This window comes from Mucilaginibacter sp. KACC 22773 (assembly GCF_028736215.1).
Classification (GTDB): Bacteria; Bacteroidota; Bacteroidia; order Sphingobacteriales; family Sphingobacteriaceae; genus Mucilaginibacter.
The window spans coordinates 424,496-439,286 of sequence record NZ_CP117883.1 but is presented as its reverse complement, the minus strand read 5'-3'; the positions used below and the strand labels follow the sequence as shown (position 1 = coordinate 439,286).

14 protein-coding genes are annotated in these 14,791 nt (G+C 43.0%); 4 read left to right on the top strand and 10 right to left on the bottom strand.

Annotated features, from left to right (window positions below):
• Positions 1 to 18: 18 nt before the first annotated feature.
• From recA to PQ469_RS01855, 4 genes are all read right to left on the bottom strand, one after another.
• Positions 19 to 1,041, bottom strand: a complete 1,023-nt coding sequence (gene recA / locus PQ469_RS01870; protein ID WP_090642077.1) for a recombinase RecA — start codon at positions 1,039 to 1,041, stop codon at positions 19 to 21.
• Positions 1,042 to 1,223: 182 nt separating this feature from the next.
• Positions 1,224 to 1,982, bottom strand: coding sequence for an endonuclease III (gene nth, locus PQ469_RS01865; RefSeq protein ID WP_274211466.1), 759 nt, complete (start codon positions 1,980 to 1,982; stop codon positions 1,224 to 1,226).
• A gap of 225 nt (positions 1,983 to 2,207) precedes the next feature.
• The gene (locus tag PQ469_RS01860) at positions 2,208 to 2,402 is read right to left on the bottom strand and encodes a hypothetical protein (protein WP_090642070.1); all 195 of its coding nucleotides are present in this window, start codon (positions 2,400 to 2,402) and stop codon (positions 2,208 to 2,210) included.
• A 226-nt stretch (positions 2,403 to 2,628) separates the two neighbouring features.
• Positions 2,629 to 3,213 (bottom strand): RNA polymerase sigma factor, encoded by a 585-nt coding sequence (locus tag PQ469_RS01855; RefSeq protein ID WP_090642067.1) that lies wholly within the window; start codon positions 3,211 to 3,213, stop codon positions 2,629 to 2,631.
• Between the two features lie 708 nt (positions 3,214 to 3,921).
• Between PQ469_RS01855 and PQ469_RS01850 the strand changes: the two genes are divergently transcribed.
• The 4 genes from PQ469_RS01850 (at position 3,922) to PQ469_RS01835 (ending at position 7,074) form a co-directional block, all read left to right on the top strand.
• Positions 3,922 to 4,413: a DUF6252 domain-containing protein gene (locus tag PQ469_RS01850; RefSeq protein WP_274211465.1), complete on the top strand. Its 492-nt coding sequence runs from the start codon at positions 3,922 to 3,924 to the stop codon at positions 4,411 to 4,413.
• Between the two features lie 34 nt (positions 4,414 to 4,447).
• Positions 4,448 to 5,884: an asparagine--tRNA ligase gene (gene asnS / locus PQ469_RS01845; protein WP_274211464.1), complete on the top strand. Its 1,437-nt coding sequence runs from the start codon at positions 4,448 to 4,450 to the stop codon at positions 5,882 to 5,884.
• 135 nt (positions 5,885 to 6,019) lie between these two features.
• Positions 6,020 to 6,505, top strand: coding sequence for an SRPBCC family protein (locus PQ469_RS01840; RefSeq protein WP_274211463.1), 486 nt, complete (start codon positions 6,020 to 6,022; stop codon positions 6,503 to 6,505).
• A gap of 32 nt (positions 6,506 to 6,537) precedes the next feature.
• A complete protein-coding gene (locus PQ469_RS01835) occupies positions 6,538 to 7,074 on the top strand; it encodes an RBBP9/YdeN family alpha/beta hydrolase (RefSeq protein WP_274211462.1) in 537 nt (178 codons plus the stop codon).
• A 160-nt stretch (positions 7,075 to 7,234) separates the two neighbouring features.
• Here the strand turns inward: PQ469_RS01835 and lepB (PQ469_RS01830) are convergent, their stop codons facing one another.
• The 6 genes from lepB (PQ469_RS01830) to PQ469_RS01805 form a co-directional block, all read right to left on the bottom strand.
• Complete coding sequence (lepB, locus tag PQ469_RS01830) at positions 7,235 to 8,698, bottom strand: signal peptidase I (protein ID WP_443192817.1); 1,464 nt, start codon at positions 8,696 to 8,698, stop codon at positions 7,235 to 7,237.
• Positions 8,699 to 8,727: 29 nt separating this feature from the next.
• Positions 8,728 to 9,870: a signal peptidase I gene (lepB, locus tag PQ469_RS01825; RefSeq protein ID WP_274211460.1), complete on the bottom strand. Its 1,143-nt coding sequence runs from the start codon at positions 9,868 to 9,870 to the stop codon at positions 8,728 to 8,730.
• 614 nt (positions 9,871 to 10,484) lie between these two features.
• Positions 10,485 to 11,942, bottom strand: coding sequence for a signal peptidase I (gene lepB / locus PQ469_RS01820; RefSeq protein ID WP_274211459.1), 1,458 nt, complete (start codon positions 11,940 to 11,942; stop codon positions 10,485 to 10,487).
• A 14-nt stretch (positions 11,943 to 11,956) separates the two neighbouring features.
• Positions 11,957 to 12,706 carry a 4-hydroxy-tetrahydrodipicolinate reductase gene (gene dapB / locus PQ469_RS01815; protein WP_274211458.1) on the bottom strand — a complete coding sequence of 250 codons (750 nt, stop codon included), beginning with the start codon at positions 12,704 to 12,706 and terminating at the stop codon, positions 11,957 to 11,959.
• Positions 12,707 to 12,854: 148 nt separating this feature from the next.
• Positions 12,855 to 13,535, bottom strand: a complete 681-nt coding sequence (locus tag PQ469_RS01810; RefSeq protein WP_274211457.1) for a DUF5683 domain-containing protein — start codon at positions 13,533 to 13,535, stop codon at positions 12,855 to 12,857.
• 330 nt (positions 13,536 to 13,865) lie between these two features.
• A complete protein-coding gene (locus PQ469_RS01805; protein WP_274211456.1) occupies positions 13,866 to 14,789 on the bottom strand; it encodes a ParB/RepB/Spo0J family partition protein in 924 nt (307 codons plus the stop codon).
• Positions 14,790 to 14,791 lie beyond the last annotated feature (2 nt).

Genomic DNA, 14,791 nt, shown 5'->3' with positions numbered 1-14,791 from the left:
GTAATCCGAAATCAAAAATTATACTTCGGCTAAATGTTCGCCGGTAACGGTTTCTTTAATTTTAGTTTCCAGTTCTTCCATCAGCTCGGGGTTATCCAATATTAATTGTTTAACCGCATCGCGGCCCTGGCCTAAGCGGGTATCGCCGTAGCTGAACCACGAGCCTGCTTTTTTGATGATGTTGTATTCAACACCCAGGTCGATGATTTCGCCGGCTTTAGAAATACCTTCGCCAAACATGATATCAAACTCGGCAATGCGGAACGGCGGTGCAACTTTGTTTTTAACAATCTTCACCTTAACGCGGTTACCGGAAACCTCGTCGGTATCCTTAATTTGTGATATACGGCGTACATCCAAACGTACCGACGCATAAAACTTCAAAGCATTACCGCCGGTGGTAGTTTCGGGATTACCAAACATTACGCCGATTTTATCGCGCAGCTGGTTGATAAAAATACAGCAACATCCTGTTTTGCTAATGGTACCGGTTAATTTACGCAAGGCCTGCGACATTAAACGTGCATGCAAACCCATTTTTGAGTCGCCCATTTCGCCTTCAATCTCAGCCTTTGGCACCAACGCGGCAACAGAGTCAATAACCAGGATATCAATAGCACCCGAACGGATCAGGTTATCGGCAATTTCTAAAGCCTGCTCACCGTTATCCGGTTGAGAGATCAACAGGTTTTCGACATCCACACCCAGTTTTTTGGCGTAAAAACGATCAAACGCGTGCTCTGCATCAATAAATGCAGCAATGCCGCCTTTCTTTTGCGATTCGGCAATGGCGTGGATAGCCAAAGTTGTTTTACCGGATGATTCCGGCCCGTATATTTCAATAACCCTGCCTTTAGGCAAGCCGCCAACGCCCAGCGCGATGTCGAGCCCCAATGAGCCGGTTGATATTACCTCCGTAGCCTCAATAACAGAATCGCCCAACTTCATGATGGTGCCTTTTCCGTATGATTTTTCAAGCTTATCCAGCGTAAGCTGTAAAGCCTTTAATTTGTCCGAGTTATTTTTATCTGTGTTAGCCATCTTCAAATTATCTTTAGCAAATATAAATGTATTATTTAAAAATACTAATTTTTTTAGTAAATATTTTTGTTTGGTGAGTGGTTGATTAGGTTGGATTAGGTTGATTAAGTTTTAGCTGCCCGAATAGCATCAAATATACAAACTAACTACTCACTCAATCAACTTAATCAACCACTCACCAATTAACCTTTCTCCACACTTCTTTTCTTCAGTTCCTTGCTTATCGAGTTCAGAGCCTTTTTCTTTTTTGCTTCCTTGGCTTTTTTAATCTTGGCGGCCTCGGCTTTCAATAAAGCGGTTTCGGTATTGTTTCGCTCATAATACCTGCAAAACCAGGTAAGCGGGCAAATATCGCATTTGGGGCTGCGGGCCACGCAAATGTACCTGCCATGCAATATCAGCCAGTGGTGGGCTACGGCTATATGCTCTTTAGGGATGTGTTGTATTAATTGCTTTTCAACAGCCAGCGGCGTAGTTGCGTTATTGGTTAAGCCTATGCGGTTGGCTACCCTAAAAACGTGTGTATCTACCGCCATTGCCGGCTCTTCAAATACTACAGATGCAATAACATTGGCGGTTTTACGGCCAACGCCCGGCATTTTCTGCAGGTTATCTATGCCCGATGGTACCTCGCTGTTAAATACATCTACCAGTATTTTGGCCATGCCCACCAGGTGCTTTGCCTTATTATTAGGATAACTTACACTACGTATATAAGTAAAAACCTCATCGGATGTTGATGCCGCCAACGCTTCAGGTGTAGGGAAGCGTTCAAACAGCGCCGGGGTTACCTGGTTAATGCGTTTATCTGTGCATTGTGCCGACAGGATGACCGCCACCAATAACTGGAACGGATTTTCATAATGCAGTTCGGTAACAGGGTTAGGCTGATTTTTCGAAAAATATTCAACAAAGTGTTTGTAGCGGTCGGCTTTCAGCATTCTTTAGTTCATGGTTGATAGTTCATAGATCATGGCCAAAAGCAAAGTTACGTTTGATATCCAGTTATCCAAATTCAATGTATTTTCAAACTATGATCCATGAACCATCAACCACATAGAAATAGAAAGGTTCATAAATCATTTATCGGATCTGGCAGGGTCGATTCACATCGGGTACCGTAATCAACAATTTATGATCTATGAACCAGTGAGGGGATGCAATGCTTAACGCAGGCTCTTCGAATAGTCCAATATCTGGTGTATGGTTTGCACTTTGGGCTTTTTAGCTAAAAGGTCCAAATCGGCACGAATTGAATTATAAAAAATCAACTCGTCGGCGTCCAGGTTTAAATGTACATTATCGTTCATCTCAGCTTGGTTAGCATTAGCATTTAACGTTTTTGTAAAGGTTTCATCCATAAGCTTTATTACTGTAATTTTTATACGATTTATAACGGTGGCTTAAAGATAATATTTTGTTAGATGAAAATTAAATGAAATATTTTTTATTAATTAATTTTTCCCGATTATTTAATTAACTGGAAATGTGATTAATAAAGTTACTTACACAAAAAATCCGGTTAATTGATAATTAATCAACAACCGGATTTAATATTAAAATAGCTTATTACTTAATGTTTAATGACTAATTTTTTAGGCTCAGTTCCCTGCCCTGCATCATTTTGCGCAGGTTATTAAGTGCATAGCGCATACGGCCAAGCGCAGTATTGATACTTACATCGGTAATATCGGCAATCTCTTTAAAACTCATATCGCCAAAGTGACGCATAATCAGCACTTCCTTTTGTTCAGATGGCAAAAGCTGGATCAAACCTTTAAGGTCCTTATAGGTTTGCTCCCTAACCATCTTATCTTCAGTACTTTCATCGTAATTACCAAGCACCTCAAAAATATCAAAATCGTCGCCATTGCTCACCATTGGTGCGCGTTTTTCACGGCGAAAATGGTCGATAACCAAATTATGTGCAATGCGGGTAACCCAGGGCAAAAACTTACCTTCTTCGTTGTACTTTCCGGCTTTAAGGGTATTTATCACTTTTATAAAAGTATCCTGAAAAATATCCTCGGCAAGGTATTCATCCTTTACCAGCAAATAAATAGAGGTGTATATTTTTGATTGGTAACGCCTGATCAATTCTACAAGCCCCGCTTCATCACCGGCAATGTATAGATGGATTAGATCCTGATCACTATTCAATTGAAAATCCATAGAAAGTACTACTTTAAACTTAATTTTTAGTTAAACTCTTAAAAAGTAAAGTATATTCTATAGCGTGCTCGTTAGGGTAAAAAAATTGTTACGTCAAATAAAACAAATTCTACATTAAAAAACAAATTATATTTTTTTTTGCAGTGCTTTTTTAATAATACATCGGGTTTAAAACCCACAAAACAATTTATTATTTGGCAACAATAATATTAGACTAATTTATGTTACCAAAGGTTTAACCAGCACCAAAATAAATTCTAAAAATCAAATTGATTAAAAAATATGATACTGTTAATTTGTATTAAATCCGTTACAAATATTTTGTATTGTAAATTTATTAAAAGACATCAACTTATTGCCCGGCGAGATGTTAAAAAATGTTAAATATTAAATACTATTAGTGTTAAGTTGCAGCGTTTACACATTTCTTAATAAAAGAAAATGTAATTACCGGGCCGGAGGCGAAAATAACATCCTCTTTTATTTTATTGATAAGATCCAAAAGATGCGGGCACATGACAGCCCTAAAAGAGCCCCGGCAGCGATTCAACAAAAGTTGGCTTTAGTTTAATTAACGGATATAAGGCTATCAACTTCAACAATATTCATTTAGCCACAATTTGATTAACGCTCCTATTTAAAAGCTTACCCAATAATTTACATATCTTTAGTAAACCTTTTGCTGCCACCCGTTTTTGTTTCACCGTTATGAAAAAATGCCTGCTTTCATTTTTTTGCGCCACCCTATTGCTTTTGAGCTCGTGCGCTAAAAAAAAGTGCTGCGATTTCCCGGTATACAAGGATTTTATCCTTGCCGATAAAAACGGGGAAGCCTGGAATATTCCTCCTTCAAATTCAACCATTAAACAAGATACCTTCATTATATCGGGCAGTAATACTATCGCAGGTACCGAGGAGCGGTTTGGTTTTAAAATACGGTTTGATGGCCTGGGCTATTACGAATTAAAAAGCAACGAGGCTTATTATACATTTATTAAAAACAACGCCACCGTAAGCAACTATAAACTCAGCTTAACACAGGGCAGCACCATCGCCGTGTTTGGAGCCAATGAAAGTGACAAGATAATCCAGGGCTTTTTTGAGCTTCATTTTACCCGGACAACCGGTACCGGCGGCCCCGGACAACCAGACAGTATACGCTTTTTAAACGGAAAATTCAAAGTGCGGTTACAGAATTAATTGTATTTTTGCGGCTCTAAAATTTATACTTATTATGAGTCAGCGCACAAAGATCAAAGCATTGCTGCAAAGCCAGCAAACGGATATTGATGTAACAGTTAAAGGATGGGTTCGCGCCTTCCGGTCAAATCGTTTTATTGCTTTGAATGATGGCTCAACTAATAATAACATCCAGATTGTTGTTGATTTTGAAAACACCGACCCTGCATTGCTAAAACGCATTACAGTTGGCGCGGCACTAAGTGTATCGGGTAAACTCATCGCTTCGTTAGGCAAAGGCCAAACAGTTGAAGTTATAGCGCAGGATATCGAAATTTTAGGCGACAGCGATCCCGAAAAATATCCTATCCAGCCCAAAAAACACAGCCTGGAGTTTTTAAGAGAAAACGCGCACCTGCGTTTCCGTACCAGTACGTTTGGGTCGATATTCCGCCTGCGTAACAGCCTGGCATTCGCGGTACACCAGTTTTTCCAGGAGCGTGGCTTTATTTACCTGCATACACCGGTTATCACACAATCAGATGCCGAAGGCGCAGGCGAAGCTTTTCACGTAACCAACTTCGACCTGAACAACGTACCTAAAACCGATACCGGCGAGGTAGATTACAAACAGGACTTTTTCGGCAAATCAACCAACCTTACCGTATCCGGTCAGCTGGAAGGCGAGCTGGGTGCTATGGCCCTGAGCGATATTTACACCTTCGGACCAACATTCCGTGCCGAAAACTCAAACACTACCCGCCACCTGGCCGAGTTTTGGATGATTGAGCCGGAAGTAGCCTTTAACGACCTGCGCGATAACATGGACCTTGCCGAGGACATGCTGAAATACGTGATCAAATTTGCCCTGGATAAAAACCCGGATGATATTGAGTTTTTATCCCAGCGCCTGGCCGAAGAAGAAAAGCAAAAACCACAGAACGAACGATCTGACATGACTTTGTTAGAGAAGCTGAACTTTTGCTTAGATAACGATTTTGAACGCCTTACCTATACCGAGGCTATCGGGATATTAAAAGAATCGACGCCGAATAAAAAGAAAAAATTCCAATATATAGTTGAAGGCTGGGGTACCGACCTGCAAAGCGAGCACGAGCGCTACCTGGTTGAGAAACACTTTAAAAAACCGGTGATCCTGACCGATTACCCTAAAGAGATCAAATCGTTTTACATGCGCCAGAATGACGATGGCAAAACGGTAGCCGCTATGGATATCCTTTTCCCGGGTATAGGCGAGATTGTAGGCGGTTCGCAACGTGAAGAGCGTTTGGATTTGTTAGAGAAACGCATGGACGAAATGGGCATCCCTAAAGACGAACTTTGGTGGTACCTGGATACCCGCCGCTTTGGCTCGTGCCCTCACTCAGGTTTTGGTTTAGGCTTTGAGCGCCTGGTGCTATTTGTTACCGGCATGGGCAACATCCGCGACGTGATCCCTTTCCCAAGGTTCCCAAAGAATGCGGAATTTTAATCAGGGTTTCTGTTGAAAAAAAACATGTCATTGCGAGGAGGAACGACGTGGCAATCGCAAACTTTGCATTTCCGCTTTGCAAATTCGCGATTGCTTCGTACCTCGCAATGACATGATGGCTTAATTTTATTTACCATGCCCATTATCGAATTAGCCACCCACATTAACGCCCCCGTTGCCCGGTGTTTCGATTTGGCCCGGAGCATTGATATGCATGTAGATTCGATGCAGCAAAGCGGCGAAACGGCCGTAGCCGGGCGTACCAGCGGCCTTATTGAACTGGGCGAAACCGTTACCTGGCGGGCAAAGCACTTCGGCATCTGGCAAACCTTAACCTCGAAGGTTACCGAAATGGATTATCCCAAATACTTCACCGATGAAATGGTTCGGGGAGCATTTAAAGCCTTCCGCCACGAACATTATTTTTATCCCATCAATAACCAAACCCTGATGAAGGATATTTTTATGTTTGACGCCCCCTTGGGATTTTTAGGAATTATAGCTAACTTCCTGTTTTTGGAACGATATATGACCCGCTTGCTGAAACAACGTAACCAGGAAATTAAAAAAGCGGCGGAAGCCCCCCAGCCTCCTGAAGGGAGAGTTGGAACGCGGCGTTAAGCTTTCAAAAAGCCTGTTAATCTTGTAAAATCATGTTTAAATCAACTATCCTCATAATTCCAGGCCTGGGTAATTCAGGGCCGCAGCATTGGCAATCGCTTTGGGAAAAGCAGTTTGGTTTCATCCGCGTTGAACAGCAGGACTGGGAAACACCCGTTTGTGCCGATTGGATAACTACCCTGCAGGCTTATGTAGACAGACATGATCCTAAAGATGTGATATTGGTAGGCCACAGCCTGGCCTGCGCCACTATAGCCTACTGGGCAAAGGAATATAATGTAGCCATTAAAGCTGCCCTGCTGGTTGCCCCAAGCGACACAGAAGCCCAAAGCTACCCGGCCGGAACAACCGGCTTTGCACCCGTGCCGCTGATAAAGCTGCCATTTAAAAGCACCACGGTAATGAGTACCAATGATTTTTATGTAACGCCCGAGCGTGCCCAACTATTTGCCGATTCCTGGGGCAGTAAGTTGGTGAATATAGGCGATGCCAGCCATATTAACGCGGCATCTGGTTTAGGAACATGGGAAGCAGGCCTGGAGCTTTTGCAGGAACTGGACGGATTTTAGGCGAAAGGTAAAAGGTGAAAGGCCAAAGGCAAGCCGCATACTTCGTAAGTCTAATTCAGCTTATTCAATCGTTTATATTATAAAAAACAAAAAAGGCAGTAAACCAATTAGCTTACTGCCCTTTTTTTGAATTTTTCCTTTTGAATTTTGACTTTAGTCCCTATCTAATAACATTAAACAACCTGCTCCACCTAATCTTGTGCAGGAAGCTGGCCTGGTCATCAACACTCATCCAGATAAACAGGGCTTTGCCAACAATATGATCTTCGGGAACAAAACCCCAGAAACGTGAATCTTCAGAGTTATGGCGGTTATCGCCCATCATGAAATAGTAATTCATTTTAAAGGTATAGCTATCTGCTTTTTTACCATTAATCAGGATGTCTTTACCAACCACTTCAACTTTGTTGCCTTCGTAAATTTCGATAGCGCGGCTATAAATTGGAAAGGTAAAGCTATCCAATTTTACCGTCCACCCCCTTTTTGGTACAATGATGGGACCAAAATTATCTACATTCCATTTATAATCGGGCATCGTTCCAAGTGTTTTGTTATTTGGCACCCATCCCGGAAAAACTGTATTCAACGGATCGGCATGACCACTTGTCGCGGTGTCAGGCCGTATCGATTTGACATTTGAATAACCTTTTAAAGCTTCGACAGCCTGTTTGGTAGTATTAGTTTCAAAGCTGAGATTGTCGTAAGGTTTTATATCCGACAAATGAAGATCAGTTATTAGATCGCTGTTAATTTGGTCGCCATCGGTTTTAACAATGTATTTCATTTCGCCGTTGGGTGGCGTTATCATGGCTTTGCCATTAATATATACCTGCGCCTTAACAACACTTAGCGTATCGCCGGGGGTACCCTGGCAGCGTTTTATAAAATTCTCTCGTTTATCAACCGGGCGGCTCAAAGGGGCATCAGCATCCATAGGGTAGTTAAATACCACCACATCGCCTTTTTTAATGTCGCTTAAACCGGGCAGGCGGTAATAAGGCAGCTCGATGCCGTCCCAATAAGCCTTAGTATTAATAAGGGGCATGGTATGGTGTGCAAACGGAAAGGCTACAGGTGTCATGGGCAACCGTGCGCCATAGTTTACCTTGCTCACAAACAGGTAATCGCCAATAAGTAACGAACTTTCCATAGATGCACTCGGAATTACGTACGCTTCAATAAACAGCGTGCGAATCAGTGTAGCAGCTATCACCGCGAAAATAATGGCATCGGCCCATTCGCGTGCAACAGTTTTTTTAAGTGCCTTTTTATATTTCTCCCTAAACTCCAGGCTGGCCGATGGGCCAACATACTTAGTATCTTTATCAAAACCCCATTTTGGCAAAAATATAAAAGGCAGTGCAACACCGCCGATATGTTCGCTCAATGAAAACTTGCCATACGACTTTAAAAAGTCAACCATAAGGCCAATAAACACCAATATATTTAACCCTGGTAATAACATAAGTGCCAGCCACCATAATGGCCTGCCACTCAGTTTTATCATTACGTAAATATTATAAACGGGTATTACACCCTCCCAACCCGGCCTGCCGGCTTTTTCAAATAATTTATATAAACCAATAAAAGGCAGAACTACAAATAACAAAAACGCAATTATAATATTCACTATATATTTTCTTTAAGTAACAGCTATTTTATGCCCCTGAACAACCTGCTCCACCTTATTTTATTTGCAAACGATGCCGTACTATCAATACTCATCCAGGTAAACAAGGCTTTGCCAACCACGTGATCTTCGGGCAAAAAGCCCCAATAGCGCGAATCGGTGGAGTTATGGCGGTTATCGCCCATCATCCAATAATAGTTCATTTTAAAGGTGTAAGTATCGGCTTTTTTTCCGTTTATAAAAATATCCTTGCCATTAACTTTAACTGTATTATGTTCATAAACGGCAATAGCGCGGCCGTATATGGGAAAATTAAGACTATCCAGCTTAACCGTCCACCCTTTTTTGGGGATGATAACGGGGCCAAAGTTGTCTACATTCCAGCCGTAGCGAGGCATAGTACCTATTTTGTAGTCGGGGTGCGATAGCGGGTAAACCGGGTTAAAATCATCAACCACGCCTTTGATAGCAATATCAGGCGTTACCGACTTAATATTGGAATAACTTTTCAACTTATTGGCCGATTCTATCGTGGTGTTTGTTCTAAAATCGGTAGTCGAATTTTCGTAATAAGCTATGTCGGTCAAATGCAGTTCATTGATCAGTTCGGGGTTAATTGTACTGCCGTCGGTTTTTACCTTATATGCCATCTCGCCGGTTACCGAAGCCAGTTCGGGTTTGCCGTTGATGTATACCTGCGCATTTACCAGGCTTAAGGTATCGCCGGGCGTACCCTGGCAGCGTTTAATAATGTTCTCGCGCCTGTCAACCGGGCGGTAATATGGCGAATCGGCCTCCATTGGCAGGTTAAATACCACTATATCGCCTTTTTTAATGTCGCTAAGGCCTGGCAGGCGATAATAAGGCAATTTTACATCCAGGTACGATTTGGTTTCGGTAAACGGAATGGTGTGGGCCGTAAACGGTATAGCCAGTGGTGTTATAGGCATCCGTGCGCCATAGTTAACCTTGCTTACAAAAAGGTAATCGCCAATTAGCAATGAGCTTTCCATCGATCCGCTGGGGATTACATACGCTTCAATAAAAAGCGTACGGATGAGGGTGGCCGCTATAACTGCAAATAAAATGGCATCGGCCCACTCACGGATGGCCCCTTTTTTCTTTTTCGGCGTGGTTTTATCTTTCTTCCAGAATTTCCAGTTCATTTTTGATCAGATGTGCAAATTTCAAATTTCAGATGTGCAGATGATTAAGATCAATGCACACTTATATTTCACAAATTTGTCTATTTTTTGATGAATATATTATTAATTATTTCCCTATGACTACCATGTAAGCAATATGTTACCCGCTTAGCGGTGCAAATATGCAATTTCAAAAAGGCAATATGAAGATTAAGTCCGAAAGTCTTTTGTCGGGAAGTCCGAAAGTTGAAAAATATGGTTCTTTACTTCAAAAATCTGATACCTAATACTATTTGCAGGTACTTTTCAGGGCAATCTTGAACGACTATACGCATTGCTCATATGGATCGAACCTACGGCGCTCACCCGTTTTCTTCACGGGTTAAAACCCGTGGCTACCAAATTGGCCGAGGCTACGCCTCTGATTCGTGTTGAACAAGCCCTGATGTGCAAACAAAACATATGGCTATAAACAGAACAAACCAAAACAACCTCATTTTAAACCAAATCATTGCTACTTTTTCGAGCCCGGCCGCAGCTCACCCGTATGGCATGGGGATTTCATCTCCACATCTGAAATTTGCATATCTGCACATCCACAATCTGCACATCCACAATCTGCACATCTAAAAACATCACCTGATTATTCGCATCACCCTGTCCCAGCGTATTTTATCGGTAAAAGGGGCATTGGTATCCCAACTCATCCAAACAAAGATGGCTTTGCCTACAATGTGGTCTTCGGGTACAAAACCCCAGAAGCGGGAGTCGATGGAATTGTGCCGGTTATCACCCATCACCCAATAGTAGTCCATTTTAAATGTGTAGGTATTGGTTTGGTGGCCGTTGATGCTGATGGTGCCGCCTTTTATCTGTAGCTTGTTGTCTTCGTAAACTTCGATAGCGCGGCGGTAAATTGGGAGGTTAAACGTGTCCAATTTTACTGTGAGGCCGCGTTTGGGCACGGTAAAGGGGCCAAGATTATCCACATTCCAGCGGTGGCCCGGATTATGCGGAAATACTTCGGGATCATACACGCCCCCAAACTGGATATTAGGCCTGATGTATTTGACACCCCCAACTTTTTTTAACGCCAGCGACGATTGCCGCGTCATGGTCATCAGATAATCGGTACTTGTAAAGCCCTGGATATTGGATATATGAAGTTTATAAATCAGCTCGGGATTTAAGTTAAATGTGTTGCTATCGGTGTGTATGGCATATTCCATCTCGGCATTAGGCGGTGGTGGCACGGGCTGGCCATTAATATACACCTGGCCGCTTATCAACCTCACATTATCGCCGGGGGTTGCCTCGCAACGTTTAATGTAATGCTCGCGCTTATCAACCGGCCGGTACCATGGCGAATCGGCCTCCATCGGGAAGTTAAAAACCACTACATCGCCCTTTTTGATATCGCCAAAACCCGGCAGCCGAAAGTATGGGAGTTTGATGCCATCCCAATATGATTTGATACCCATGCCGGGCATGGTGTTATGTGTAAACGGAAATGAAACCGGTGTTATAGGCAACCGGGCGCCGTAGTTAAGCTTACTCACAAACAGGTAATCGCCTACCATGAGCGAGCTTTCCATAGATGAAGATGGTATGGTATAAGCTTCAATAAGCAGCAAACGGATAAGCGTAACCGCCAGCACAGCAAAAAAAACAGTCTCGGCCCATTCGCGGGCCGATGATTTATGTAAAAGGTGGTGATATTCTTCGCGAAACTCATGGCTGGTCGATTGGCCCAGGTACCGGGTATTTTCATCAAAACCCCATTTGGGCAAAAAGATGAATGGCAAAAGTACCGCGCCGGCTATCTGGCGCATTTTTGTTTTGCCAAAGCTTTTCACAAAATCAATGGTGATGCCAATAGTTACAATAAAACCGATACCTGGTATCAATAACAGCAGCAGCAACCACACAGGCCTGCCGCTTAACTTCAGCATTACATAGGTAGTGTATACCGGGATCAACGATTCCCAGCCATGGCGGCCGGCTTTTTGAAACAGCTTCCAAAGGCCAACCTGCATCAATAACAATACAGGGGCCAACAGCAAATAAACGCCTGCGTAACCCGCTATATCCATTGATAAAACGGGGGTTAGCTTTTAAAATCAAACATGGCATCAACCGTGTAAAAGCCCTTTTTGCCCAGTATCCATTCGGCGGCCAATACCGCGCCAAGGGCAAAGCCGCTACGGTTATGCGCGGTATGTTTAAATTCGATAGTATCCACCTCCGAATCGTAAATAACGGTATGGGTGCCGGGTACGCTGTCAATTCGCAGCGATTCTATCAATAGCTGATCGGGCAGCGGGGTTTCGTCGTCGGGCCGGTCATCTGTAGTCAGCACGTTCAGCCAGTCTTTTTTGGAGTCGAGGTTATCGATAATCCCTTCGGCAATAGTAATGGCGGTGCCGCTTGGGGCATCCAGTTTTTGCATGTGGTGAATCTCTTCTACCTGTACATCGTAGTAGGGATAGTTATTCATCACCCTGGCCAGCATCTTATTGATATGGAAAAATATATTTACCCCTACGCTAAAATTAGTGGCATACATTAATGAAGCGTTACTATCCTGGCATTGTTGTTTTACCTCATCCAATTTATCATACCAGCCGGTGGTGCCTACTATTATGGGTACACCGGCATTAAAGCAATGCTGGATATTGGCCAATACCGTTGCCGGCATGCTAAACTCAATTACGGCATCGGCCTTTTGCAGGTTTTCGGCAGTAAGCTCGTGCAGGTTTTCGTGATCGATGGTTAAAACAATTTCATGATTGCGGCTAAGGGCAATTTTTTCAATCATTTTGCCCATTTTTCCGTAGCCCAGTAACGCTATTTTCATTTTTAATGTATGTGTTGAGTTAAGTCAAGAGTCAAGATGTTAGAGTCAGGAATCAAGACAGAAAACAATATTAGGTTAATTTTAGTTAATTCCGGGAACTTTTGTGTTAACTCATGAATTGCATCGATAGCTAACTATAAATGTGCTCTTAAAACGTAAAGGTAACTTTTACAGCCGGAATATAGCTACCGAATGCCGTTTGCGCATAAACCGGCTGGTTGATTAAGCCCGGGCTAACCTTAAAACCAAAGTTATTATCAACCGAGTACGAATGAATAAACTTGGCATCAATATAGGCATCAATGGCTTGAATGCCCCATGCACCCAAAATACCCAGGATACTTAAATCGCGGTTGCGGCGATAGCTGTCGAGCGCATCATATATATTTTGGGCGGGTACCTGGTTGCTTGTATAAGCTATATACTCGTCATAATAGGCATCGCCCTTTACCGGGGCAACACCGCTTTTATAGTAATGGGCAAGTACATTAAACTCGTTATAATACCGCTGGTTAAATATAACCGCAGACGCCAGCAGACCAATACCTGTGTAAATAATAGGCACTTTCCACCAGCGGTGGTTGTACAGCTGCCCCCAGCCGGGTATCATCAGCGAATGCATTACCGCCTTATGCGGACTATGGGTGGTATCGGGATGGTATACTTTCTCTTTTTTTATAGGCGGCGCAAAGGAACCCGGCGCAGTACCTGATGCCTTTTTAACAGTATCTTTTTTGGTTACCGATGCCGTATCTGTGTGCTGTTGCTGCGCTGTGGCGGCAAAGGCAAACAGCATCATAAAACCAGTAATTAACAAATATTTATACATGCAGCTGATAAAATTTTAATAAACCCGGGCCTTTAAAACAGTGATAAGAGGCCTGATTTTATTTGATTACAAAGGTAATTTTTATAGCCGGATTAAGAAGCTATATCCAACCATTACAAAAACACCTTATTAAACAAATCATTAACAGGTTTAATCACTAATTATTATGTACGTATTAACTATTATACAAAAAGGCCGGCCGCCGATAAATATTTATCAGCGGCCGGCCTTTTATTTCTTGTATTTTAATTACATCTATCCGAATCGCACAAAAATCAGCCTATCATTTTCTATCTTGATTCCTGACTCTTGCATCCTGATTCTCACTACTTACCAGTCCAGCATCTCGAGGATACGGCCAAGGTCGTCTTCCGACAGGAAGGGGATTTCGATAACCCCATTGCCTTTGGCACCAACTTTAAGGGTTACCCGCGAACTAAACCTTGAAGCCAGATCGTCCTGGATTTTTTGCAGTTGATAGGATACCGGCTCGGGCTGTTTGCCCTCTTTTTTTACGGGCGTCTTCTGCATCTCCCTCACTAACTCTTCCACCTTGCGAACGGATAAACCCTGCTGAATAATATGCTGGTGTAAATATAATTGCTTGGCAGGGTCATCAATATTGATAAGCGCCTTGGCATGGCCCATGGTAAGCGCCCCATCGCGGATGGATGCCTGGATGCTTGGCGGCAATTTTAATAAACGCAGGTAATTGGTAACTGTCGACCGGTTTTTGCTTACCCTGTCGCCCAGTTCTTCCTGTTTCAGGTTACATTCCTCAATCATCCGCTGAAAGCTCAGGGCTACTTCAATAGCGTTCAGGTTTTCACGCTGGATGTTTTCAATGAGGGCCATTTCCAGCATTTGCTGGTCATTGGCTGTACGTACATAAGCAGGCAACTGGGTTAGGCCGGCCAGCTTTGACGCCCGGAAACGGCGTTCGCCCGATATCAGCTGGTATTTATGAGCGTTGATACGCCTAACGGTTATAGGCTGTATAAGGCCCTGCAGTTTGATGGAGTCGGCCAGTTCATTTAAAGCAAGCTCATCAAAATCAGTACGTGGCTGAAAAGGGTTAACCTCTATCTCATCCAGCCTGATCTCATTAACCGAGCCCAGGCTACTCACCTCGGCGGCCGAAGTTGATGCCTCTTCCTTTTTGGTATTTTTGTTTTGGTATGGTTGTACGTTTACCGAGTCATTCAACAGCGCACTTAATCCTTTGCCCAGGGCGTTTCTTCTTTCACTACTCATTT